This window comes from Streptomyces sp. NPDC051218, from assembly GCF_044455475.1.
In the GTDB taxonomy this organism is placed as follows: Bacteria; Actinomycetota; Actinomycetes; order Streptomycetales; family Streptomycetaceae; genus Streptomyces.
In genome coordinates this window covers 207,722-230,674 of sequence record NZ_JBITEU010000001.1, presented here as the reverse complement: position 1 = coordinate 230,674, position 22,953 = coordinate 207,722, and the positions used below count along the sequence as shown (strand labels likewise).

At 71.6% G+C, this 22,953-nt stretch carries 19 protein-coding genes and 1 pseudogene; 11 read left to right on the top strand and 9 right to left on the bottom strand.

What is annotated here, in order from left to right:
* The first annotated feature begins 752 nt into the window (after positions 1 to 752).
* Positions 753 to 1,724 carry a glycoside hydrolase family 6 protein gene (locus ACIBCK_RS01110; RefSeq protein ID WP_399387171.1) on the top strand — a complete coding sequence of 324 codons (972 nt, stop codon included), beginning with the start codon at positions 753 to 755 and terminating at the stop codon, positions 1,722 to 1,724.
* A gap of 45 nt (positions 1,725 to 1,769) precedes the next feature.
* Here the strand turns inward: ACIBCK_RS01110 and ACIBCK_RS01105 are convergent, their stop codons facing one another.
* The gene (locus ACIBCK_RS01105) at positions 1,770 to 2,186 is read right to left on the bottom strand and encodes a RidA family protein (RefSeq protein WP_399386000.1); all 417 of its coding nucleotides are present in this window, start codon (positions 2,184 to 2,186) and stop codon (positions 1,770 to 1,772) included.
* A 52-nt stretch (positions 2,187 to 2,238) separates the two neighbouring features.
* Positions 2,239 to 2,403, bottom strand: a complete 165-nt coding sequence (locus ACIBCK_RS01100) for a hypothetical protein (protein ID WP_399385999.1) — start codon at positions 2,401 to 2,403, stop codon at positions 2,239 to 2,241.
* A 227-nt stretch (positions 2,404 to 2,630) separates the two neighbouring features.
* Here ACIBCK_RS01100 and ACIBCK_RS01095 point away from each other — a divergent pair, with 227 nt between their 5' ends.
* Positions 2,631 to 5,876 (top strand): SNF2-related protein, encoded by a 3,246-nt coding sequence (locus tag ACIBCK_RS01095; RefSeq protein ID WP_399385998.1) that lies wholly within the window; start codon positions 2,631 to 2,633, stop codon positions 5,874 to 5,876.
* 203 nt (positions 5,877 to 6,079) lie between these two features.
* Positions 6,080 to 7,180 carry an SWIM zinc finger family protein gene (locus ACIBCK_RS01090; RefSeq protein WP_399385997.1) on the top strand — a complete coding sequence of 367 codons (1,101 nt, stop codon included), beginning with the start codon at positions 6,080 to 6,082 and terminating at the stop codon, positions 7,178 to 7,180.
* Positions 7,181 to 7,216: 36 nt separating this feature from the next.
* Here ACIBCK_RS01090 and ACIBCK_RS01085 read toward each other — a convergent pair whose 3' ends face one another.
* Together ACIBCK_RS01085 and ACIBCK_RS01080 are read right to left on the bottom strand one after the other, a co-directional pair.
* A complete protein-coding gene (locus ACIBCK_RS01085; RefSeq protein WP_399385996.1) occupies positions 7,217 to 7,849 on the bottom strand; it encodes a DUF4291 domain-containing protein in 633 nt (210 codons plus the stop codon).
* Positions 7,850 to 8,036: 187 nt separating this feature from the next.
* Complete coding sequence (locus tag ACIBCK_RS01080; RefSeq protein WP_399385995.1) at positions 8,037 to 9,386, bottom strand: hypothetical protein; 1,350 nt, start codon at positions 9,384 to 9,386, stop codon at positions 8,037 to 8,039.
* 348 nt (positions 9,387 to 9,734) lie between these two features.
* On the opposite strand from ACIBCK_RS01080, the gene ACIBCK_RS01075 reads away from it, so the two are divergent.
* A complete protein-coding gene (locus ACIBCK_RS01075; protein WP_399385994.1) occupies positions 9,735 to 11,675 on the top strand; it encodes an FUSC family protein in 1,941 nt (646 codons plus the stop codon).
* A gap of 32 nt (positions 11,676 to 11,707) precedes the next feature.
* Here ACIBCK_RS01075 and ACIBCK_RS01070 read toward each other — a convergent pair whose 3' ends face one another.
* Positions 11,708 to 12,193, bottom strand: coding sequence for a DUF3574 domain-containing protein (locus ACIBCK_RS01070; protein WP_399385993.1), 486 nt, complete (start codon positions 12,191 to 12,193; stop codon positions 11,708 to 11,710).
* A 306-nt stretch (positions 12,194 to 12,499) separates the two neighbouring features.
* On the opposite strand from ACIBCK_RS01070, the gene ACIBCK_RS01065 reads away from it, so the two are divergent.
* Entirely contained in the window at positions 12,500 to 13,540 is a 1,041-nt protein-coding gene (locus tag ACIBCK_RS01065) for a phosphatidylinositol-specific phospholipase C domain-containing protein (protein WP_399387169.1), read from the top strand.
* Positions 13,541 to 13,568: 28 nt separating this feature from the next.
* Here the strand turns inward: ACIBCK_RS01065 and ACIBCK_RS01060 are convergent, their stop codons facing one another.
* Positions 13,569 to 14,525, bottom strand: coding sequence for an endonuclease/exonuclease/phosphatase family protein (locus ACIBCK_RS01060; protein WP_399385992.1), 957 nt, complete (start codon positions 14,523 to 14,525; stop codon positions 13,569 to 13,571).
* A 115-nt stretch (positions 14,526 to 14,640) separates the two neighbouring features.
* On the opposite strand from ACIBCK_RS01060, the gene ACIBCK_RS01055 reads away from it, so the two are divergent.
* From ACIBCK_RS01055 to ACIBCK_RS01035, 5 genes and pseudogenes are all read left to right on the top strand, one after another.
* Positions 14,641 to 16,002, top strand: a complete 1,362-nt coding sequence (locus ACIBCK_RS01055) for an amidohydrolase (RefSeq protein ID WP_399385991.1) — start codon at positions 14,641 to 14,643, stop codon at positions 16,000 to 16,002.
* A gap of 46 nt (positions 16,003 to 16,048) precedes the next feature.
* A pseudogene (locus tag ACIBCK_RS01050) lies at positions 16,049 to 16,285 on the top strand (hypothetical protein); the annotation flags it as partial.
* A gap of 71 nt (positions 16,286 to 16,356) precedes the next feature.
* Entirely contained in the window at positions 16,357 to 17,568 is a 1,212-nt protein-coding gene (locus ACIBCK_RS01045; protein WP_399385990.1) for a cytochrome P450, read from the top strand.
* A gap of 156 nt (positions 17,569 to 17,724) precedes the next feature.
* Positions 17,725 to 18,414 (top strand): DUF899 domain-containing protein, encoded by a 690-nt coding sequence (locus ACIBCK_RS01040; protein WP_399385989.1) that lies wholly within the window; start codon positions 17,725 to 17,727, stop codon positions 18,412 to 18,414.
* 116 nt (positions 18,415 to 18,530) lie between these two features.
* Entirely contained in the window at positions 18,531 to 18,719 is a 189-nt protein-coding gene (locus tag ACIBCK_RS01035; protein ID WP_399387167.1) for a hypothetical protein, read from the top strand.
* A gap of 3 nt (positions 18,720 to 18,722) precedes the next feature.
* On the opposite strand, the gene ACIBCK_RS01030 is transcribed toward ACIBCK_RS01035, so the two are convergent.
* The 3 genes from ACIBCK_RS01030 to ACIBCK_RS01020 all read right to left on the bottom strand — a co-directional run bounded on the left by ACIBCK_RS01030 (position 18,723) and on the right by ACIBCK_RS01020 (position 21,878).
* A complete protein-coding gene (locus tag ACIBCK_RS01030; protein WP_399385988.1) occupies positions 18,723 to 20,813 on the bottom strand; it encodes an ABC transporter ATP-binding protein in 2,091 nt (696 codons plus the stop codon).
* Positions 20,814 to 20,954: 141 nt separating this feature from the next.
* Positions 20,955 to 21,407, bottom strand: coding sequence for a hypothetical protein (locus tag ACIBCK_RS01025; protein ID WP_399385987.1), 453 nt, complete (start codon positions 21,405 to 21,407; stop codon positions 20,955 to 20,957).
* Positions 21,408 to 21,452: 45 nt separating this feature from the next.
* The gene (locus ACIBCK_RS01020; RefSeq protein ID WP_399385986.1) at positions 21,453 to 21,878 is read right to left on the bottom strand and encodes an ATP-binding protein; all 426 of its coding nucleotides are present in this window, start codon (positions 21,876 to 21,878) and stop codon (positions 21,453 to 21,455) included.
* A gap of 206 nt (positions 21,879 to 22,084) precedes the next feature.
* Between ACIBCK_RS01020 and ACIBCK_RS01015 the strand changes: the two genes are divergently transcribed.
* Complete coding sequence (locus tag ACIBCK_RS01015; protein WP_399385985.1) at positions 22,085 to 22,945, top strand: helix-turn-helix domain-containing protein; 861 nt, start codon at positions 22,085 to 22,087, stop codon at positions 22,943 to 22,945.
* Positions 22,946 to 22,953 lie beyond the last annotated feature (8 nt).

The following is a 22,953-nucleotide window of genomic DNA, read 5'->3' as shown; positions in this document are numbered from 1 at the left end:
CCTCGCCTCCTCGCCGAAGAGCGACCACGAGCCGCGCCGGCGGCACCATCAAACCTCCCCCGAACATCAAACCTCCACCGAAGGCCCGCACTTGAGCGCCGCCGTCGGAGTGATTCTTCGGGTGAACTGTCGCCCGACCGGCGGTGTACGGGGCATGAGCGGGGCCGGGCGACCGCAGACTCCGGAGAACGCGCCGGGCCGGACCGGCGTCGAGTCACTGGAGGTGCCCGGTGTCGCAGCCGCCCTTCCGACCACCCGTCCGATCCCGCCCCCGCCTCACCCGGCTGCTGGCCACCGTGCTTCTGCTGGGCGCGGCGGCGTCCGGCGGGGCTGAGGCGTCCGGCGGGGTGGTGTCCGCTGCGGCGGCGGTGGGAGCGGGCGGGGGTGGTGATGCCGGCTTGCGTGATGGCGCAAGTGCGCGTGCTGGTGCCGCTCCCGCTCCCAACGGCGCGGGGAGGCGTGCCGGGGCTGACGGCGTGAATGAAGGCGTGAACGACGGCGTCGGCTCGCGTGGTGGTCTCGGGTCCGTGCCTGCCGCTGCTCGGACTGGTGACGCCTCCGTCTCGGCTGCGCCGGTGGGCGTTGCCTCCGTCTCCGCGCCGGTGGGCGGCGGCTCCGCCTTCGCGCCGGTGGGCGGCGGCTCCGCTCTGGCGGGCAATGCCTCCGCCTCCGCCCTGGCGCGGAATGCGCCTGCCTCCGCCGTTCAAGCGGGCGGCGCCTCCGCATCGCCTGTGCCCGGCCCCGTTCCTACCTTGACGGGCAACGCCTCCGCAGCTACGTCGCCGGAGCCCACCCCCGCCCCGACGGGCACCGCCACCCCCACCCCCACGGGCAACGCCGCCCCCGGCCCCACCTTCTGGGTCGATCCGAACAGTGCCGCTGCCCGGCAGGTCGTCGCATGGCGCAGCCAAGGGCGGGCGGGCGATGCTCAGCTCATTCAGCGCATCGCGGGGCGTCCGCAAGCCGTCTGGTTGCACAGCTCGGGGCCGGAAGCCGTGGTTCGTGCAGCCACGGAAGCGGCCGCCGCCGAGGGGCGCACCCCGGTGCTCGTCGCCTACTTCATCCCGCACCGCGACTGCGGCGACTACTCCGACGGCGGGGCGGGGGACGCGGCGGAGTACCGGCAGTGGGTCGACGAATTCGCCGCGGGCATCGGGGACCGCGCCGCGTACGTCATCGTCGAACCGGACGCCGTCGCCCACGAGATCTCGGGCTGCGCGAAGGCTGACGCCGCCGAGCGGTACGGCCTGCTCGCCTACGCCGTCGACCGCCTCAAGGCACGCCCGCACACCAGGGTCTACCTGGACGCGGGCAACTCCAGCTGGATCCCCGACGAGCAGCGACTGCTCGCCCCGCTGCGGCAGGCAGGGATCGCGAAGGCCGACGGCTTCGCCCTCAACGTGTCCAACTACCGTACGAACGAGGAGAGTCTGGCCTACGGACGCCGCATCGCCGCAGCGCTCGGCGGCGACAAGCACTTCGTCGTGGACAGCAGCCGCAACGGCAACGGCCCCTACACCGGCGGCGACGACGAGCCCTGGTGCAACCCGCCCGGCCGAGCCCTCGGTACCCCGCCCACCTCCGCCACCGGCGACCCCGCCCTCGACGCCTACCTGTGGATCAAACGCCCCGGCGAGTCCGACGGAACCTGCCGGGGCGGGCCGAGAGCGGGGCAGTGGTGGCCGGAGTACGCACTCGGGCTCGCGAGCAGGGCGCGGGGCTAGAGCTGGTGCCGGCGCGGGGGCCGGGGCTGGGCCTGGGCCTGGGCCTCAGGTGGTCTCGGGTACGACCGCCGTCGCCGTGATCTCGACCAGCTGGCCGGTGTAGCCGAGGCACGTCGTGCCGAGCAGCGTCGAGGTGTGCGGGCCCTTCGCGAGCAGGTCGGAGGCGCGGACGACCTCCCATGCCTCGCTCAGCGGGCCCGGCTCGTCGCTCACGACGTACACGGTGCTGGCCACCACCTGCGTCAGATCGCTGCCGATCGCACGCAGGGCTTCGTCGAGATTGGCGATGACCTGTTCGGTCTGGCGCGTCACGTCCCCCTCCCCGACGAGGGTCCCCTCGGGGTCGAGCGGCACCGACCCCGCCATGAAGGCGAGTGCGGTGCCGGCCTCGACGACGGCGGCGTGGGCGTATCCGGGCGGCGGGAAGAGGGTGGGCACGACGGTGCGGCGCGTGGTGGTCATGGGCCCGATCCTGCGGGAGCGGGCCGCTGCCGCGCACCCGAATTCCCTCGGACTATGCGGGGTCCGCGACTCCGGTGGCCACCAGGACGCCACAGATCAGCATGAAGCATCCGACGACGACCGGGCCGAGGCGAGCCGCCGGTTCTCCCGAGGACGCGTTCGACCGGCCGAAGACATTCCGCTGGTTCACCGCCCGCTGTGCGAACTTCTTCCTCATCGCTATCAAAGCTATTCCCGCGATGATGGCGAAAGCCGCGACGAATGCCCTCATGTGTCTCCCCCTGGTTCCGTACCGAGGTAGGGAGTTACAAGTGCCCCTCAGATCCTGGTTGAAGCCCGCGCCCGCGCCCGCGCCCGCGATCCGTGGCCGACGCCGGATTACTGTCAGTAAGGCTTCCTGACAGCGCTCGCCTCAGGGCGGCTGGCCTAGGCTGGCGTGCGGGAATGCCGTACGAGGTAGTGATGGTGAGCGAGGTGGTGAACGTGATGGCGGGGGTTGCCGCGACCACGGGTGCCACCGCTGCCGTGCCTTCCGCGGAGGGGCGGCGGTTCGCGGAGCTCGTACGGTCCTGTGCTGCCGTTTTTCTTCCGGCCGAGGTGCCCAGGGAGGGGCGGATCGCGTTCTGGGCGCCTGAGGGGAGGCTGCCCGCGGGGCTTGCGGGTGCCGGGCCTGACGCGGAGCGGCTGTCCGGTGAGAGCGGGCTGCCCGGCGAGGGAGATCACGGCGGCGAGAGGGATCACCACGGCGAGGCGGATCACGGCGGCGAGGGTCGCAGCCCCGGTGCCGTCGAGGGCGAGATCGCCGTCGTACGCCCCCACGGCAAGGGCGTCCGCACCCGTACCGTCCCCGCCCTGATCCTGCCCGTGGCGCAAGCCCTCCCGCTCCTCCTGCTCGCCGCCCCCGCGCACCCCGCGGTGGCCTGCTGGGCCGCCGCGGCCCGGCACGCCCTGCACCTGGCCGCGCGAGGCAGGCTGCTGCCCGGCCTGACCGGCGGTGACCTCGACGCGTGGCGCGCCGGGCCGCTGGACGCCGCCGACGTCATGCAGCTGCGGGCGATCGCCGTAGCCATGCCCGCCGAAGCGCACGCCGTACCGCTGCCCGGCAGCAAGCCCCTCCTGCTCCCCGAGCCGTTCGCCCTCGTCAGAGCCTTCGTCGACGCCGTGGTGGACACCCTGCCGCGTACGCCCGCCGCGGCACACGCGGTCGGCGCGCCCTTCGCGGCACGGGAGCCGCAGCGGCTGCCGGGCGCGCGGGAGTGGGCCGCGGAGGTGGCGGCCGGGATGGACGCCGGGGTGCGGGTGTCGCTGCGGCTCGATCTGCAAGCGCATGAGGTGTTCGACCTGGAAGCGCACGAAGGGTTCGACGGAGCGCCGGTCGACGTACCCGACGGCGGACGGCCGGTGGACGACGTACCTGATGGCGGACGGCCGGCGGACGAGGGCGAGATCGCGCCCGGCCCTCGCGAGAGCGCGCCCGCCCCTCACGAGCGCGCGCCCAGCCCCCACGAACGCGCCCCCGGCCCCGAAGCCGGCCCCCGTGACGGCGTGGCCAGCCCCGCGGCAGCCGTCGTGCAGGTGCACAGCCTCGCCGATCCCACCCTCGTGGCGGACGCGGCCCAACTCTGGTCCGGTGTCGACCACTTCGGCCCCCGAGCCCGCGTGGACACACTGCTCGCGGTGCGGCGCGCGGCCCGCGTGTGGCCGCCGCTGGCCCGCCTGCTGGAGCGGCCCCGCCCCGACGTACTCCCGCTGACCGAAGGCGAGTTGTACGAACTGCTCGGCGCGGCGGCGACCAGGCTCGGTGCGGCGGGGGTGGCCGTGCACTGGCCCCGCGAGCTGACGCGCGGCCTGACGGCGACCGCTGTCGTGCGCCCCGCTCCCGGCACGGCGGCCGACAACTTCGACTTCTTCAAGACCGAGCAACTGCTGGAATTCCGGTGGCAGTTGGCCCTGGGCCCCGACGGCGGGGAAGGCGAAGGGGGAGAAGGCGGGGGACCCCTGACCGAGGTGGAGATGGACATCCTCGCGGAGGCGCACCGCCCGGTCGTACGCCTGCGTGACCAGTGGGTCCTGGTCGACCCCGAACTCGTACGCAAGGCACGCAAGCGGGATCTGGGCCTCCTGGACCCGGTGGACGCGCTGTCCGTCGCGCTGACGGGAGCTGCGGAGGTGGAGGGCGAGCGCGTCGAGGCGGTTCCGATCGGAGCCCTGGCGCGGCTGCGGGAACGCCTGACCGACGACCTGCGCCCCATCACTCCGCCGCCCGCGCTCTCCGCCACCCTCCGCGACTATCAACTCCGTGGCCTGGCCTGGCTGGACCGGATGACGTCGCTCGGCCTCGGCGGCTGCCTCGCCGACGACATGGGACTCGGCAAGACGGTCACGCTGATCGCCCTCCACCTGCACCGGGCACGCCCGGAGCCGACGCTGGTGGTCTGTCCGGCGTCGCTGCTCGGCAACTGGCAACGGGAGATCGAGAGATTCGCGCCGGGGGTGCCGGTGCACCGCTTCCACGGAGCGGGCCGCAGCCTGGCCGGTGACCTGGAGGGCGGCTTCGTCCTGACGACGTACGGGACGATGCGTACGAGCGCACCCGAACTGGCCGCCCAGGCTTGGGGATTGGTGGTGGCGGACGAGGCGCAGCACGTCAAGAACCCGCACGCGGCGACGGCGAAGGCGCTGCGCACGATTCCGTCGGCGGCGCGGGTGGCTCTCACCGGCACTCCGGTGGAGAACAACCTCTCCGAACTCTGGGCGCTGCTCGACTGGACGACGCCCGGCCTCCTCGGCCCGCTCAAGGCGTTCCGGGCCCGCCACGCCCGCCTGGCGGAGGGCGGCGAGTTCGCCGAGAACGACGAGGCGATGGCCCGCCTCGCCCGCCTGGTGCGCCCCTTCCTCCTGCGCCGCAAGAAGTCCGACCCGGGCATCGCCCCGGAGCTGCCGCCCAAGACGGAGACGGACCACCCGGTGACGCTCACCCGCGAACAGGCGTCGCTCTACGAGGCGGTCGTACGCGAGACGCTGGCGCGCATCGAGGCGTCCGAGGGCATCGCGCGGCGGGGCCTGGTGATGAAGCTCCTGATGGCGCTGAAGCAGATCTGCAACCACCCGGCGCAGTACCTGAAGGACGGCGAGCTCGCGACACGCGGGGGCCGTCCGCGCTCGGGAAAGCTGGAACTCCTGGACGAACTCCTCGACACGATCCTGTCGGAGGACGGCGCGGTCCTCATCTTCACGCAGTACGTGGAGATGGCGCGCCTCCTCGAATCGCACCTGGCGCGGCGCGGTATCGGCACGCAACTCCTGCACGGGGGTACGCCCGTGGCGCGGCGGGAGGAGATGGTGGACCGCTTCCAGTCGGGCGAGGCCCCGGTGTTCCTCCTCTCCCTCAAGGCGGCGGGCACGGGCCTGAACCTCACCCGGGCGGGCCACGTCATCCACTACGACCGCTGGTGGAACCCGGCGGTGGAGGAACAGGCCACGGACCGCGCCTACCGCATCGGCCAGACCCAGCCGGTCCAGGTGCACCGCCTGATCACGGAGGGCACGGTGGAGGACCGCATCGCCGAACTCCTCGCAGCGAAACAGGCGTTGGCGGACGCGGTACTGGGCGAGGGCGGCGAGTCGGCACTCACGGAACTGTCGGACGCGGACCTGGCGGACCTGGTGTCGCTGCGGAGGGCGTCATGAGGGGCGGGCGACGCGGCGCGATGACCCCCGCCAGTCGCGCAACCGGCGCCAGCCGCGTGTTCCCCCCGCTCCCACAACACCCCGATCCTCAGGCTCCGTTCGCCACCTCCTGGTGGGGCAACGCCTGGATCGGCGCGTTGGAGGAGACATCGCTCGACGCGGGTCGTCTCGCCCGGGGGAGGGCGTACGCGCGTGAGGGGCACGTGGATACGATCACCGTCGCGCCCGGCCGCATCGTGGCGTACGTACACGGCAGTCGCCCCCGCCCCTACCGCGCCGAGATCCGCATGCGCACCCTCGCGCCCGAGGACTGGGACGGGTTCCTGGACGCGGTGGCCACGGAACCCGCGCACATCGCGGCGCTCCTGGACAAGGACATGCCGCACGCCCTGGTGGACGCGGCGCAACGGGCAGGCGTGCAACACCTCCCGGGCCCGGGTGACTTGGTCCCGTCCTGCACCTGCCCGGATCACGGGCGCCCCTGCAAGCACGCGGCGGCCCTCACCTACCAGACGGCCCGACTGCTGGACGCCGACCCCTTCGTGCTCCTCCTCCTGAGAGGCGGAGACGAACAGGCGCTCCTGGACGAACTGGCCCAGCGCAACGCGCACCAGGCGGCGCGCGAACAATCCGCGACGGCCGAGCAGAACGCGACCGGCGGCATCTCCCTCCCCGGAACCCTGGCCCGGGACATCCTGGCGACGGACTACCGGCCCCCACTCCCGGCCCCGCTACCACCCCCGCCCCACCTGGGCGAACCCCCACTCCTCCCCTCGCTCCCCGGCGCCCCCAGCCCCACATCCCTGGAGTTCCTGGCCACGGACGCGGCATCGCGGGCCCACGCACATCTGACCACCGGCGCGGACCCGTTCCCCGCGGCCGACCCCTGGCACGACGCGGTACGCCTGGCTGCCTCCCACCCCGGCCTGACGGGCCGCCGCACGTTCAGCCGCCAATTCACCGAACTGGCAAGGGCGGTGAACCACACCCCAGCAGACCTCGCCCGAGCCGCGGCGGCCTGGCGCCAAGGCGGCGAGGACGGCCTGTCGGTCCTGGAATCCCCGTGGGACCCCCCGGCGGGTCCCTTCGACCGAGCAAGGGGCGCACTGATCGCGGCGGACCTCCCCCGCATGACGATCCGCAGAAACCAACTCACGGACGCAAAGGGCACATTGCAACTCCGCTTCGGCCAAGACGCCCGCTGGTACCCCTACCGGAGCGAGCCGGGCAGGGACGACTGGTGGCCGGAGGGAGAGGCGGACGCGGATCCGGTGGGAGCGCTGAGCGCGGCGATCGGCCCGTAAGAGGCATGCAAATGCGCCGGACGGGCGGCCGCCACCTCACGCGCGCAGGTGAGCCAGCAGGGCGTCGGGCGTGGGGTAGGGCCGTTCCGCGGGAAGCAAAGCCCCCGCCGATTCCAGGTCCTGGGCGCGTACCCGCTCGTGAAGGGCGCGGGCACGTTCGGTGACGTCCGTGATCGAGACCGTCCACTCGTCCGCGTAACGGCGCGCCGCGTCTCCCGCCAGGCCCAGCTGGAGGGAGCGGTGCGGCAGCGGATTGAGCTGAAGATCGCGCTCCGGGTCCCACTGGACCCGGGTCGGCGAACGCCTCAACTCCCGCTTCCAGGCGGCCTGGTCGGGGTGGACGTCGCGCGCGTAATGCGAAAGGCAAGCGTGACGAAGAGCCCACTCGAAGCCCTCGCGGGTGATCTCCACCGCGAGGACGGTCCCCTGGCCTTCCTTCGTGCCCCAGCCGCAGCGATACATCATCCACAGGAAGGACGGCTTGATCCATGTCATGCGGTCGCGTTTCCAGGCGGCGGGAAAGCGGCCGGTGCGGGCCGCGGGCTCACCGATCTCGGAGGCGTACGCCTGGTAGACGGTGACCGTCGATTCCGTGTGCAGGGCGCGGATCTGGTGGGTGGGCGGTGCGGCAATGGCGGTGGCGGAGTCGTCGGCGGTGGTGCGGTTCATGGGGCAAGCCTGCGGTCCTTGGGCCTCCGCCCGCCAGCGAATTGTCGGGCGGGGTGGGCCGGCCGTGCAGCTTCTACGACGCGATCGGTTACGAGGAGCAGACGGGCACGGAAGCGGGCATCGACGTCTCCTGGCACGAGCCCAGGAAGCGGCCGGTACCGTCCGCGTTGTAGCCGAACTCCGTGCCTCACCCTCGGCTCGGCAGACCGCGGATTTCGTCACCCAGTTCCGGCACGGAAATCTCATGGCCCCGGCTGAAGCTCTTGACCGTCGCGTGGCTTTCCCGCTTCTTCGGGACGCGCGAGGCGTAGCAAATCTCCATCTGCCTGCATTGCGGGCAGAACGTATAGGTGACGAAGGGGGAGAGTGGCACCGGCCCTTCCGGCGTGAGCACGTAGAAGGCCTCGCTGGCCACGGGCTCGTCCCACTCGTACGTCTGGCGTTCGAATTCTGGGTGATCGCCCGTGGCGTTCCGCGCCACGACCTGGAAGGTGCGCGCTCTCTGCCGGTAGTCGCACGACGCGATGCGGAGCCAGCGCAATTCCTCCAGGAACTCGGCTGTGGAGAGGGCGTGTTCGAGAAAATCTTTGCACTCTGCCACGCGCAGGGCGGACTCGGGCTGACTGAGTGGCTTGTCACCATGAGCGGTGCGATTGCGTTCGTTCTTCAGGGACTTGAGATCGTCGAGCATGCCGGCCACACCTGAGGAGAATTCCGCGGAGAGCAGTCGAGGATGCTCCGTAGTGACGTAGTGGACCCGGTCGAGGCCGACCGCCCAGGTACCGAACATGGCTCCGGACCTGAGGTAGGCCCTCCTCAGCTCGGACAGGACATCGAGCCCTGAGTCCGTCCCCGGCTTGTGCAGCAGCGCTGCCGCCGTGACGCAAACGGTGAGGGCAAGGCTTTCGGCGGCATCGAGCATCGCTTCGTACTGGTCTCGAGGGGTGTCCGCCTGCTGAAACGCGCGGACGGCACGGGCGACCGGGTGCGGCAAGGTCTGACGCGCGTGTGTCAGCACCCGTGACGCGTCCACAGGGTCCATGCCGGTCCTCCGGGGCGTTGATGCCGGTGCCGTTTCTGGTGTGGGTGTGGGTGTGGGTGTGGGTTTCGGTGCCGGTGCCGGTGCCGGTGCCGGTGCGGGGGTGGACGGGTGGGTCTCTGCGCGGACCTTGACGTCCACCAGCTGCGCGGGACGCGGCATTTCCTGAACCGGCGGTGGCGAGGCCGGCGGCAGAGACTCGAACGGGAACGAGGGGTCTGGATGTCCGTCAGCGAACCCATTGACGGGAGGACTGTTGTGCGTGCGCCATCTTCTGCGTCTGATCAAAAGACGAACCCACGCCGGTAACACGCCGAACAGCACAGTGAACGTGATGGTTGCGAGCAAGGTGTCCAGCCATGCGGGCATGCCTCGCGGATCATCGCTCGTCCCGATGGCGAATGCCGTCATCACCACCATGAAGGCGGTCGTCCAGGCCGCCCAGTCCCGGTAAAGCGGCGCGTCGTAAAGCCTGAACACCGTGTTGCGTCGCCTCACGGGTGGCATGGGGGGAGGTGATGGTGGTGGCATGCTTCCGGCGCCGCTGCTCATGTAAGCATGGTGCCCGGGGATATGACGGGCAACTAGGCTCTGGCGCGGACCAGTTGAGATCCTTTGACGGTCTGCCGTCATCCGTGTGGACAATCGGATGACGTTCGGTGCGCGCCATCCGGATATCCCCCTAGCCGGGCGTCCCCCCCGTCCAGTGTCCGCGAACCATCACATCGATGAAACGCGCCCGTTGCATTTTCTCCGGAATCAACTTTTACGGTTGATCGCAAGCCAAGGCCAACGTCGTCCGGTGGCGCCCCTCGATGCCCGCCCCCCGATGACGACAGGAGCCCGGTGATCCCGCGAGTAGCCTCCCCGCGCGTAGCCCTCCCGCGTGTGACTTCCCTTCCGCCCTGGCTCGGTCATGCCCTGCGTACGCAGCGTGGGCCCGTGCCGTGGCATGCCGTTCTGCGGGGTGCGTTGGCCGCGGGGCCGTTGCTGGGGGTGGGTGTGGTCTCCGGGCGGGTTTCCGTGGGGGTGGTCGCCGCGCTCGGGGCGATGCTGGCCGGGATCAACGACCGGCCCGGGAGTCGGCGCGCAGCCGTGCGGCGGCTGGGGGTGCCGGCGCTCGCGGGGGCCGGTGGGCTCGTCTTCGGGGCTTACGTCGGGGCACGGGGTGGCGGGTCGTACCTGCCGCTGCCGCTGCTGTTCGCCGTCCTCGGGCTTCTCGCCGGGGCCTTCAGCGCCGTCGGGCCCGTCGCATCGGCCAGTGGCACGCAGCTTCTTGTCGCCGCCGCCATCGGGGCGGGGATGCCGTTGCCCGAGTCCGGCCCGCAGCGTGCGCTGTTCTTTCTCGCCGGGGCCGCCTGGCTGATCGTGCTGCGGCTCACCCTGCCTTCGCCCGACGGTCGTAGGGGGCGTAGGAGTTGTGGGAGTCGTAAGGGGGGTGCTGGGGCTTACCGCCTTGACGGCGAACGCGCCGCCGTAGCCGGCGTCTACGAAGCCGTCGCCGCGCTCCTCGACGCCGTCGGAACTCCCCACTCCACCGCCCGCCGCGCCGCCCTCACCGCCGCGCTCGACCAGGCCCAGGACGCCCTCTCCGGGCCGCGCCTGCGCAGGCACGCCAGTTCGGCTGCCGAGCGGCGGCTGCACGCGCAGTATCTCGCCGCGCTGCCGCTCGGCGAGGCGGCGACCGCGCTCGCCTGGGCCGGTGAACCGCTCCCTGCGCGTACCGGAGTGGGGCCGAGGCGTCTCGCCGCCGCCGTCCGCGACGGCGCCCCCGGCGGACCGCTGCCCGCGCCCGCCCGCTCCGGCGCCGGGCTCCGCGCCCTCGACGACGCTCTGCTGCGCGCCGCCGAAGCCTTCGACAGCGGCAACGCCCGTCCTCCGCGCGGCCGCAGGCGTGGCCCCCTCGACGTGCTGCGCTCCGCTGCCGGTCCCGGCGGGCGTGAATACGGCCTGCGCGTCGCGCTCTGCTTCGGGGCGAGCGCCGCCGTCGCGCAGTCCCTGCACCACCCCCACTGGTACTGGCTGCCCGCCACGGCCGTCTTCCTGGTCAAGCCCGACCTCGGGCCGCTGGTCTCACGCGTCCTGTGCCGGGCCGCAGGCACCGTCATCGGCGCCGTCCTCTTCGCGGCACTCGCTGCCCTGCTGCCGCGGCCCGCCGGGCTCGTCGCCGTCGTCGCCGTGTGCGGTGCGCTGGTCCCCGTGGCCACCCGGCACTTCGCCGCCCAGACCGCCGTCGTCACCGTCCTCGTCCTCGCCCTCGTCATGGTGGGCGGGGAGCCGCAGGCCTCCTGGGGGCGGATCGGTGAGACCCTGCTCGCCTGCGGGATCGTCCTGCTCGTCGGGCATCTGCCTTGGCCGGTGCAGCGCGGCGGTCGCGTACAGGACCGGCTCTCGGCCGCCCGCGCGTCAGCGCACGCGTACCTGCGCCACGTCCTGAGCGGCGTCCCGAGCGGAGCTTCCGAGGACGGTGACCCAGAGGACGGTGACCATGCGAGCACCGGCCGCCGCTCCGGCCACCACACCGACCACCGCGCCGCCCGCTGGGCCCTGCGGCGCGAGGCGTACCGGACGCTGGCCGAGGCGCGCGCCGCGATCGACCTGGCGGCCGCCGAACTTCCCGCCCTTGCGAAGCACTCCGAAGGGTCGGAGCGGGTGGCGGCCACGCTCGAACGCCTCGTCGACACCACGACTGCCTGCGCGGTGCACGTCGACGACACGGGACGCCTGCCGCGGCGGCACGCGCAGCGCATCGACGAGCTGCTCGTGGAACTCACCGCGGTGGCGTGAGCACGCCGGGTCCAGGGCCCGGCGCGCGCACCTCAGAAGTCCACACGCAGCCGATCGTCGAGCCGCGCCACCGAATCCTGGTCGTACCTCTTCACGTAGTCCTCGCGGATGTCCTCGATGTCGTCGTCGAGCTTGTGTGCCTGCGACGTGCGGTACAGCAGGATCAGCTCGTACGAACGCTCACGCTCGACCCTGCCGTTCGAGTCCCGCCACTGGCCCCGGCCGTCCTGCACGGTGAGTCCGTCGGGGAACGACGGCGTGACCTCGACGTCGATGAACCTCATGAACTGCTTGTCCGTCACATCGGGTCCGCCGTCCGGGCGTTCGGTCCCGAAGAAGAGGCGGGTCTCGGTGTACGCCTTGCCGCGGGCCACCTGCGACGTGGTGGTCGCGCCGGGCTCGCGCGCGTCCGTGTCGAACGAGGCGTACGCGGCGGGCGCAGCGACCGCGAGGACCACGGCGACGGCCGCGGTCACGGCGAGGCGGGTGCGGGAGATGTGGGAGAGGGCGAGAGGCATGGGGGGTCCCTTTCTCTGCGTGGCTTGATCCACGACGTGATCCACAAGGAGGTGCATGACGTGGTCCAAACTTGATCCATATCGGGCACAGACGGTAGTCGACACGACACACCCCGTGCCCCCTCCCGTACGGCCGTACGGCTGGATATCTCTCCCCTCTCCTCTCCCCTCCCGTAAGTCGCCGTCTTCCCATACGACACACAACTCCCATACGTTTCCCCAGACTTGACCGAATTGGTGGAGGGGATGGCCGGCATGAAGGCACGTACTGGGACCATGAAGGCACGGACAGGGACAGGTCTCGCCATGGCGGTCGTGGCGGCGGGCGCACTGGCGTTCGGCGCCGCGGGGCCCGCGAGCGGGAACGTCGGTGCCGCCGCAGTCGCCGACGATCCGGCGCCGCAGTCGCCGTACGCGGCCACCACCGGCGTCGGCGTCCACAACGCCTACGAGAAGACGAAGTACCCGTACTTCGCCGACGCGCTCGATTCCGGCGCGGGGATGCTCGAACTCGACGTGTGGACCAACGTGTTCGGCAGTGGCTGGCGGGTCTCGCACAGCAACCCGGTCGGGAACGACAACAACTGCGAGAACGCCGCGACCCCGGCCGAACTGCGCACCAAGCCGCGCAACCAGACCCTCGCCGGATGCCTCACGGACATGAAGAGCTGGCACGACGTCCACCCCGGCCACCGCCCCATCCTGCTGAAGCTGGAGCTGAAGGACGGCTTCCAGGGGAGGAACGGCCGCGGGCCCGCCGACCTCGACGCCCTCCTCAAGAGCAAGCTCGGCGACGCCGTCTACCGCCCCGGCCAGCTCACCGGAGGGCATGCCACCCTCGACGACGCCGTACGGAGTGACGGCTGGCCCCGGCGGAGCGACCTCGCGGGCAAGTTCATCGTCGAGCTCATCCCCGGCACCGTCGAACAGGGCAACCCGGCCGACACCCTGTGGACCGACCGCGAGTACGCCACCCACCTGCGCGACCTCGCGGCGGCCGGGCGCCTCGATGAGGCCGCCGCCTTCCCCGCCGTGCTCGGTGCCGAGGCCGGTGACCCGCGCGGACGGTACACGGACGCGGCGATCCGGCCCTGGTTCGTGCTGTTCGACGGCGATGCCTCCGCCTACGCGGGCGGCACCATCGACACCAAGTGGTACGCCGACCGGCGCTATCTGGTCGTCATGTCAGACGCCCACAACGTCGCCCCGGCCATCGACTCCGTGAACCCCACCGAGGCCCAGGCCCGTGACCGCGTGGCCCTGCTGGCGCGGGGGCACGCCAGCATCGTGTCGTCGGACTGGTACCCGCTGCCGGGCGTCCTGTCGACGGTGGTCCCGCGCGGCTAGGCGGGTGCGAGGCGCGGCGGCCCCGGCCCTAGCGTTCGATCCGTATCCACACCGGCGCGTGGTCGGAGCCGCTCGCGTTCCTCCGTTCCGCCGGATCCCCGTCCCGCACCGACGGCAGCGCGGTGGCCGTCGAGCCCGGCACGCCCGTACCCGCCGCCGTGACCAGGTCCAAGAGGCCGCGGCTCACCAGGACGTGGTCGATCAGCTCACGGCGCCCCGCGTGGATACGGGAGAAACGCTGCTCGGCGGGGATGCGCGGGGCCACGTTCCACAGGCGTTGCGCGTCGCCCTTGTCCGGCTTGTCGAACCCGGGGGTGCCGATCTCGGAGCCGGGCGGGCCGAGCAGGATCTGGGTCGTCGCCGCGGACACCTCGTCGTTCAGGTCGCCGAGCACCACGACGTCGTGCTGACGGCCGTCGCCCTTCAGAAGACGCCCCGCCAGGGACCGCACCAGCGTGGCCTCGGCCGAGCGCCGGTACAGCGCGTACGCCCCGAAGCGGGCCCGCTCGCCCTCGTCCCGCGGCTGGAACCGGCCACCGCCGAACGACAGCAGCTTCGACTTCAGATGGCACACCACCGCGTCGAAGAAGAAGGCGCGCGTCGACACGGTCACCGCGAGCACTCCGCGGCCCGCCCGCGCCACCGGCTTGCCCGAGTCGCTGATCTGCACCGGGCCGAGCGGCCCGGGGAAACGGTCCTCGTCGGCCGTGACCGACACCGGCAGCTGACTGAGGAAGCCGACGCGGGTGCCGCGCTCGTCCGTGTGCTCCGAGAGCGTGGTGTGCCAGGTGCCCTCCAGCATCCCGGCCAGATCCGTGAGGGCCTCCGGGTCGCCGACCTCCTGCACCCCGAGCACGCTCGGGTTCAGTGCCCTGATCGTCGCCGCGAGCGAGGCCAGCTTGGCCTCGTACGCGGCCTTGTCCTTGGGCCCGTACGTGCCGCCGGGCCGGTAGAGGTTCTCCAGGTTCCACGTGCCGACGAGCATGGCGGGCTCCAACTTTTCTCGCGTGGTGGGTGGGTCGACGGGGCTGTCGTCAGCGTGCTCGCGAAACCGGCGACGCGACAGGGCACGGGATGCGCACTCCCCGTACCTTGAAGAGATGACGCCGCCTCCCGCGCACGGCCCCGCCGATCTCGTCATCACGGGCTGCACGGCCCTCGTCCACGACACCGAAGGCCAGGTCGGATTCCTCGACGACGCGGCCATCGTCGTGCGCGACGGCCGCATCGACGCCGTCACCACCACCCCCGAGACCGCCGGACTCCGGGCCGCCGAGCACATCGACGCACGCGGTCAGGCGGCCCTGCCCGGACTGATCAACTGCCATACGCACACGCCGATGGTGGCTCTGCGCGGCATCGCGGAGGATCTGCCGGCGCACGAGTGGTTCAACGACTGGATCTGGCCCATCGAGTCCAACCTCACCGAGCGCGTCGTCGGCCTGGGCGCCCGGCTCGCGTGCGCGGAGATGATCCGGGGCGGCGTGACGACCTTCGCCGACCACTACTTCGCGATGGACACCGTCGCCGATGTCGTCGCCGAGAGCGGCCTGCGCGCCAATCTGGGCGCGGCCTTCTTCTCCTCGCAGGGGCCCGACGGCCGCGCGGCGTCGCTGGAGTTCGCGCTGCGGCAGCGTGGCGCCGCCGACGGCCGCATCACCACATCGCTCGCCCCGCACGCCCCGTATACCGTCGATGACGCGGACCTCGCCGCGACCGCCGAACTCGCCCGCGAGCACGGCCTCATGGTCCACCTGCACGCCGCCGAGGACCGCGCCCAGACCGACAACAGCCTGGAGCGGCACGGCCTGACCCCCATCGAGATCCTGCACCGCACCGGCCTGCTCGACGTCGACGTCCTCATCGCGCACGGCACGGGCATTCTCGACCGTGACCTGCCCGTGCTGCGGCAGGCGGCGGGACGCGTCGCGGTGGCGTCCGCTCCGCGCGGCTACCTCAAGTTCGGCTGGGACACCACGCCCGTGCGCGCCCTGCGCGAGATCGGCGTCCCCGTCGGCCTCGCCACCGACGGAGCCGCGTCGAACAACACCCTGGACGTCTGGGAGTCCATGACACTCACCGCCCTCGTGCAGAAATCCACCGAGCGCGACCCCACCTGGCTGACCGCGCGCCAGGCGCTCGACCACGCCACCTTGCAGAGCGCGCGAGCCGTCGGCCTGGGCGAGGAAATCGGCAGCCTCGCGCCCGGCCGCCGCGCCGACATCATCCTCGTCGGCCTCGACGGTCCGCACACCCAGCCCGTCCACGACCTCGCGGCCACGCTCGTGCACAGCGCACGCGCGTCGGACGTCACCACGACGATCGTCGACGGACGAATCCTGATGCGCGACCGACGCCTTCTGACCCTGGATGTGCCGTCCACCGTCGCGGAGTTGGGCGCCGAGCTGCCCGCATTGATCGACCGCAGCCACGGGAAGCGGATCCAGGACTACGAGGGTTGAGAGCCGGGGGCGGAAGGCGGGCTCGGGGGAGCGGCTGCCCAGGGGCCATGACCTGGCGGCCACGCTCGTGCACAGCGCACTCGCGTCGGACGTGACCACGACGATTGTCGACGGTCGGACCCTGATGCGTGACCGGCGCCTTCTGACCCTGGATGTGCCGTCCGCCGTCGCGGAGTTGGGCGCCGAGCTGCCCGCTTTGATCGACCGCAGCCACGCACTCGCGTCGGACGTCACCACGACGATTGCCGGCGGTCGGACCCTGATGCGTGACCGGCGCCTCTAGCCACGGCAAGCGGATCCAGGACTACGGGGGCGGAACGCAGGGCCGGGGGAGTGGCTGCCTAGGGTGGGGCCATGTCGCATGCCCCGCAGCCGGACCCCGCCGACGGCCTCATCGACGACCCCTACGCCGTCTATGCGCGGCTGCGCGACACCGCGCCCGTGCACCGGGTGGCGGGACCTGACGGCAGCCCGGCCTGGCTGGTCACGCGGTACGACGACGTACGCGCCGCGCTCGCCGACCCGCGGCTCTCGCTCGACAAGAGCCGTGCGCTGCCCGGCAGTTACCGGGGCTTCGCGCTGCCGCCGGCCCTCGACGCGAACCTGCTCAACATGGACCCCCCGGACCACACCCGCATCCGGCGCCTGGTCGGCAAGGCCTTCACGTCGCGCCGGGTGGAGAGCCTGCGTGCGCCGATCCGACGTACCGCCGACGAACTCCTCGACGCCGTCGAGCCATTGGGCCGCGCCGATCTCGTCGCCGCGTACGCCGCCCCGCTCCCGATCACCGTCATCTGCGACCTTCTCGGGGTGCCGGCCGGACACCGTCCGGACTTCCGGGTCTGGACCGACGCGCTCGTCGCGCCCGACCCCGCGCGTCCGCAGGCCGCGAAGGAGGCCGTCGTCGCGATGCTCGGTTTCTTCACGCAACTCCTCGCGGAGAAGCGCAAGGAGCCCGCCGAAGACCTACTCTCGGACCTCATCGCCGTACGGGACGAGGGTGAGGGAGGCCGGGCTGGAGAGGACCGGCTGAGCGAGGACGAGTTGATGTCGCTCGCCTTCCTGATCCTCTTGGGCGGATACGAGAACACCGTCCAGCTCATCGGCAACGCGGTCCTCGCCCTCCTCCGCCACCCCGACCAGCTCGCGGCCCTGCGTGCGGATGCCTCTCAACTCCCTGCGGCTGTAGAGGAATTCATGCGCTACGACGGGCCCGTCCTGCTCGCCATCCGCCGCTTCCCCCTCGAAGACGTCACCATCGGCGGCGTCACCGTCCCGGCGGGCGAGACCGTGCTGCTCTCCCCGTCGGCCGCCGACCGCGACCCGCGCCGCTACCCCGACGCCGACCGCCTGGACATCACCCGCGACGCCTCGGGCCACCTCGCCCTCGGCCACGGCATCCACCACTGCGTCGGCGCACCCCTCGCCCGCCTGGAGACGGCCACCGCGCTCGCCGCCCTCCTCGAACGCTTCCCCCGCCTCGCGCTCGCGGTACCGCCCGGGGACTTGCGGTGGCGTCCCTCGATGCGGGCCCGCGGACTGCTCGCGCTCCCGGTGACGTTCTAGCCTCCCGAGCTTCTACGGCGTGCAAGGCTTCTCGGGCTCCCTTCAGGATTCCTCGAAGTTTCTTCGCCGCGACCGATGAGTTCCCGCGGCCCCGCAAGTCACCCCTCGGAGAAGTACGGATCCGAGGGGCGGGTCCGCAGGAGGGGCTGAGGGACCATGGGACTTCCGGACATCGTCACGCGCGAGGAGTGGCTCACCGCGCGCCAGGAACTGCTCGCCAAGGAGAAGGCGGAGACACGGGCGCGTGACGCGCTCAACGCCGAGCGGCGGCGGCTTCCGATGGTCGAGATCGGCAAGGAGTACCTCTTCGACGGCTGCGACGGCAAGGCGACGCTGTTCGACCTCTTCGACGGGAACGCCCAACTCATCATCTACCACTTCATGTTCGCCCCGGAGTGGGACGCGGGCTGCCGCAGCTGCTCGGCGTTCCTCGACCAGATCGGACACCTGGCCCATCTGCGGGCCCGCGGCACGAACTTCATCGCCGTATCCCGCGCGCCCTTCACCAAGATCCTGCCCTTCAAGGCGCGGATGGGCTGGACAGTGCCGTGGTACTCCTCCCACGGCAGCGACTTCAACCACGACTTCGACGCCACCGTCGGCGAGGGCGACGCGTCCTACGAACAGCCGGGCCTCAGCTGCTTCCTGCGGGACGGCGACCGCGTCTTCCACACGTACTCGACGTACGACCGCGGCACGGACTGGGTCGCCTCCTATTCGAGCCTCCTCGACCTCACCGCCCTCGGCCGGCAGGAGGACTGGGAGGAGCCGAAGGGCCGGGCGACGGGGCTCGGGGCCCCCGCGGGCAGCAGCCGGCTCAAGTATCACGACGAGTACGAGATGTGACGGGCCGACACAACCAGGTGTCAAGTCCGTCACGGTGCGAGTCCTTTCACCCCCTCGGCGCGTTCTACTCCACAAGGGTCCGCCAGGACTGCCGACGGGGGAGCAGAAGGACGATGATGAACAGCCGAGTGGTACTTGAACGTTTTCCGGCCGGTGGGCCGCGCGGCTCGTGGCCCGCGGAGGAGTTCGCGCGGGCCCGCCGCATGGAGGGACAACGGGCGGAGGTCGTCATGGACCTCGCCTCCGACGCCTTCCTCGTGATCGTGCGCCAGAGCGAGGCCCCCGAGGTGGCGGCCGCCGCCTGAGAGTCAGCGCCGGGGGCGTCCGTCGGGCGAGGGGATCTTCGCCGTGAACTGGTCGGCCTGCAGCGCGTACAGCTCCGCGTAGACCCCACCTGTCCGCAGGAGTTCGTCCGGCGTGCCCGACTCCACCAGGCGCCCGCCGTCCAGGACATGGACCAGGTCCGCGTGGCGCACCGACGCGAGCCGGTGGGTGATGAGGATGACGGTCTGGCCCGTCCCGGCAAGGGCTCTGATCTTCTCGAAGACCTCCAGCTCCGCGCGGGCGTCGAGCGCCGCCGTCGGCTCGTCCACGATGAGGATGCTGCCGCGCCGGTACGCGGCTCGCGCGATGCCGAGCCGCTGCCACTGGCCGCCCGACAACTCGTGCCCGCCGGTGAACGCACGGGCAAGGAGCGTGTCGAGCCCGCGCGGCAGATCGGCCACGACGTCCCCGGCGCCGGCCTCGCCGACCGAGGCGTCGAGCCGGTCGTCCGTGAGCGGCACGGACGACCGGCCGACCGCGATGTTCACGCGCGCCGTGAACGGCCAGCGCTTGAAGTCCTGCGCCACCATCGCGATCCGTTCCGCCAGTTGATGCCGGTCGGCGGTCGCCGCGTCGACGCTGTCCCACATGATGCGGCCGTTCTTCGGCGCGTACAGACCCGCGAGCAGCTTCACCAAGGTGGTCTTGCCGGAGCCGTTCTCGCCCACGAGGGCGACGATCTTCCCGGTGGGCAGGGTGAGGGAGACGTCGCTGAGCGCGTCCTTGCCCGAGGCCCCCGGGTAGCGGAAGGTGACGTTCTCGAACCGTATCTCCCTTGGCTCTGGCGGTAGTTCGGCGCCGCCGACCGGGATCGCACGCTGCGCCGCCTCCACGAAGAGCCGCTCCAGGTCGCCGACGAACAGGGCGTCCTCGTGCAGGGAGTTGATCTCCAGGACGAGTGTGTCGAGGTTGGACGCGCCGGTGCGGATCGCGATGACGGCGGTGCCCGCGACGGACAGTGCCATCGCCCCGGCGAGCAGCAGCCCGCCGAGCGTCGCGTACGTCGCCGCCGTGGCGACGCCCGTCCAGGCCGCCGCGATCAGGCCCGTACGTGCCGCAAGCCGCGCGAGGCGCGCCTGTTCCTCCTCGGCCGCCTCCGACATGGACCGGAAGTGCCGCAGCAGGAAGGGCCCCACGCCGTGCACCCGGATCTCCGGGGCCGCCCGCGCCTCCGTGAGCAGGCTGCCGATGAGGCGTCCCGCGCGGGCGTGCTGCACCCACGCGTGGAAGGAGACATAGCGGCGCCGGGCGATCGTCAGGGCGCTCCACGCGCTCGGCAGGGTCATCGTCACCAGGAGCGGAAGCAGCACCGGGTGCAGGACGGTCAGCACGCTCGCCGCCGCGATCAGCGAGATCATCGCGTTCACCACACGCGTGGCGGTGCCGATCATGCGGCGGGCGGACGCCGCACCGTACTGCGCCGTGTCGAGCAGCTTGTGGAAGGCGTCGTCCTCGATCGCCGACAGTTCCACCGACGCGGCGCGCTCCAAGTACTGCTCGGTGGCGACGCGTTCGACCTTCGGCTCAAGGCGTCCTGTCGCGTACGTCGAAGCGGCGCGCAACAGCGCGGCGACGAACAGCACGGACGCCATCGTCACCAGGGCGGGCATCGCGCCGCGCATCCGGTCGGCGATCGGGGCCTCCGTCATCAGGCGCCCGAGGACGCTGTTGACCGCGAGGAGGCTCACCGCCTGGGCGAGTCCGCGGCCGAGCTCGGCGCCGATGACGATGCGCGCCGCCTGCCGGTCGGCCTGCCAGGCGAGCCGGAGGCTGGCGGCCAGGAGCGCGGGAAGCCGCTTCAGCATGGAACGGAACCCCAGCTGGAGGAAGGCCTCCTCGTGCTGCGCCCAGCCGGTGTCGTAGCGCAGAGGGCCGCCGAAGAGCAGCGCCTCCGACTCCGAAGTGCCGCCCTGTTTACGCGAGTTGCTCTGCTCCCGTGAGCTGTTCTGTCTCCGGGAGTTGTCCTCTTTGCCGTTCGTCTGCTTCTCCCTCTGCCGTGTGCGTACGTCCTGCCCGGGGTTGCAACCCCGGGCAGGACGTTGCCGGTTCACCCGGGCGGCAGTGCCATACCCCATGCGGACGACTCCGCACCCGCGCAGGCATAGGAGTTCGGCGCACGACGGGGGCGTGTCACGGCAGAGAGGGGTCCACGCACATCACAGACATCGCCAGGGGCATGACAACAGCGACGCGGAGGGGGCGGTGCCCGCCGGAGGCTACGCCCGCACGGGACGGGACCACGCCGGGGTGGTCCCCGTCGCGCTGCACCACGCCAGATACAGCGGAATCGGCGGCGTATAGGGCACCTCGCCCCCGGAGGGGCTGTGGATCAGGGAGGGAGCGTGCCGGGCGCCCGGCACCACGGCCCCCGCGGCGTAATAAGCGGGGGAGGGCCACTCCAGCGCGACGTCGGAATCCGCCGGCACGATCCACCACCACCGTGCCGCTTCCGCGTCCTCGTACACACATCCGACACGAGGTAGCCGCGCCATCAGGCGCGGCCCGAAGCGCGCGGGCACCGAGACGGCGTCGCAGCCCAGCGGCTGCGTCATCCCGGCCGGGACGGCGAGCCGCGTCGGCGCCGGTGGAGAGGCGACGGCGGACCGCCTCCGTTCGAGGCGGACCAGCGTGTCCAGATCCAACAGCCGCCGCACCGTCACCGTGCTCACACGCCCCCTGCCCACGTCGTCCTCACGCCCGCACCCTTACTCACGTCAAGCCCGCAGTTCCGCCCATACGGTGAGGCCCGCACCGGGACCCTCGTCCCGCACACCCCACGCGTTGCTCACCGCCTCGACGAGAAGCAGTCCCCTCCCGTGCTCCTCGTCGGCGTCGGGCCCTTCCTGGGCGGGCCGCGGGACACCCGATCCGTATCCGTCGTCACGCACAGCTATGCGCAGTGACCCGGGTTTGGTGCAGAGCTCGCAGACGATCCGGTGACTCGCGGTGTGCACGATCGCGTTCGTGACCAGCTCGGACACCACGAGGGCCGCGGCGTCGCGGGCATCCTCGGCTATCTCCCAGCCCAGGAGCTGGGCGTTCGCGAGCCGTCTGGCCTGTGATGCGGAGCCCGGCCGTGGCACCAGCGCGAAGCTGACGCAGAGCTCGGAGCCGCTGTCGGCCCACGCGTCGGCGGACATGCCAACAGGGGCCTCGGCGGCAGCGGTGTGTAACGGCGCGGGCGGAGTCACGCCATCCACTATCGCCCCGCCGGGAACACCTTGGCAAGACCCACTCTGAAAAGTGCACAGTGGCGTGTTCCTTCGCGACGGCACATGGCACACTGCTCGCAACGGCTCCAGGTGCGGAGTGAATTGGCATGACATGGAGTACGTGGAGGTAGGACGTGAGCGAACCGCGGTCCGCGCCGACCGTCGGCCAGGTCGTCCTAGGCCGTCGCTTGCAGGACCTGCGTGAGCGCGCAGGCCTCAAGCGGGAGGAGGCCGCGCGGATTCTCCGCGTGGCCCCCGCCACGGTCCGCCGCATGGAGATGGCCGAGGTCGCACTCAAGATCCCGTATCTCCAGCTCCTCCTGAAGTCCTACGGCGTCGCGGACGAAGAGGCGGACGCCTTCGTGACGCTCGCCGAAGAGGCGAACAAGCCGGGCTGGTGGCAGCGGTTCCACGACATCCTGCCGGGCTGGTTCAGCATGTACGTCAGCCTGGAGGGGGCGGCCAGCCTCATCAGGTCCTACGAACCGCACTTCGTGCCCGGTCTGCTGCAGACCGAGGAGTACGCGCGAGGTGTGATGCGCTCGGGGGCGATCGGCCAGACCCGCCCCGAGGACATCGAGCGGTATGTGGCGCTGCGCATGGAGCGCCAGTCGCTGCTCACCCGCGAGGACGCGCCACGGGTCTGGATCGTGATGGACGAGACCGCCCTGCGCAGACCTGTGGGCGGTCCCGATGTGATGCGCGAGCAGATCGACAAGCTGCTCGAAGCCGTCGAACTCCCTCAGGTGACGCTGCAGATCGCGCCGTTCGCGGCGGGCCCGCACCCGGGCACGTACGGACCGTTCGTGCTCTTCCGCTTCGCCATGGCGGAGCTGCCGGACATGGTCTACAGCGAGTACCTCACCGGTGCCGTCTATCTGGACGCACGCACCGAGGTGGCGACTCACCTCGAGGTCATGGACCGCATGGCGGCGCAGGCCGCGACGGCACATCGCACGAAGGAGATCCTCCGGGACCTCCGCAAGGAGCTGTGAATGGATCG

Coding starts and splice junctions, on each gene's coding strand:
- ACIBCK_RS01105 (WP_399386000.1), bottom strand. CDS start 2,186: ATGACCACCACGCGCCGCACCGTCGTGCCCACCCTCTTCCCGCCGCCC.
- ACIBCK_RS01100 (WP_399385999.1), bottom strand. CDS start 2,403: ATGAGGAAGAAGTTCGCACAGCGGGCGGTGAACCAGCGGAATGTCTTC.
- ACIBCK_RS01095 (WP_399385998.1), top strand. CDS start 2,631: ATGCCGTACGAGGTAGTGATGGTGAGCGAGGTGGTGAACGTGATGGCG.
- ACIBCK_RS01085 (WP_399385996.1), bottom strand. CDS start 7,849: ATGAACCGCACCACCGCCGACGACTCCGCCACCGCCATTGCCGCACCG.
- ACIBCK_RS01070 (WP_399385993.1), bottom strand. CDS start 12,193: ATGCCTCTCGCCCTCTCCCACATCTCCCGCACCCGCCTCGCCGTGACC.
- ACIBCK_RS01065 (WP_399387169.1), top strand. CDS start 12,500: ATGGCGGTCGTGGCGGCGGGCGCACTGGCGTTCGGCGCCGCGGGGCCC.
- ACIBCK_RS01060 (WP_399385992.1), bottom strand. CDS start 14,525: ATGCTCGTCGGCACGTGGAACCTGGAGAACCTCTACCGGCCCGGCGGC.
- ACIBCK_RS01055 (WP_399385991.1), top strand. CDS start 14,641: ATGACGCCGCCTCCCGCGCACGGCCCCGCCGATCTCGTCATCACGGGC.
- ACIBCK_RS01045 (WP_399385990.1), top strand. CDS start 16,357: ATGTCGCATGCCCCGCAGCCGGACCCCGCCGACGGCCTCATCGACGAC.
- ACIBCK_RS01040 (WP_399385989.1), top strand. CDS start 17,725: ATGGGACTTCCGGACATCGTCACGCGCGAGGAGTGGCTCACCGCGCGC.
- ACIBCK_RS01035 (WP_399387167.1), top strand. CDS start 18,531: ATGAACAGCCGAGTGGTACTTGAACGTTTTCCGGCCGGTGGGCCGCGC.
- ACIBCK_RS01030 (WP_399385988.1), bottom strand. CDS start 20,813: ATGGGGTATGGCACTGCCGCCCGGGTGAACCGGCAACGTCCTGCCCGG.
- ACIBCK_RS01020 (WP_399385986.1), bottom strand. CDS start 21,878: ATGTCCGCCGACGCGTGGGCCGACAGCGGCTCCGAGCTCTGCGTCAGC.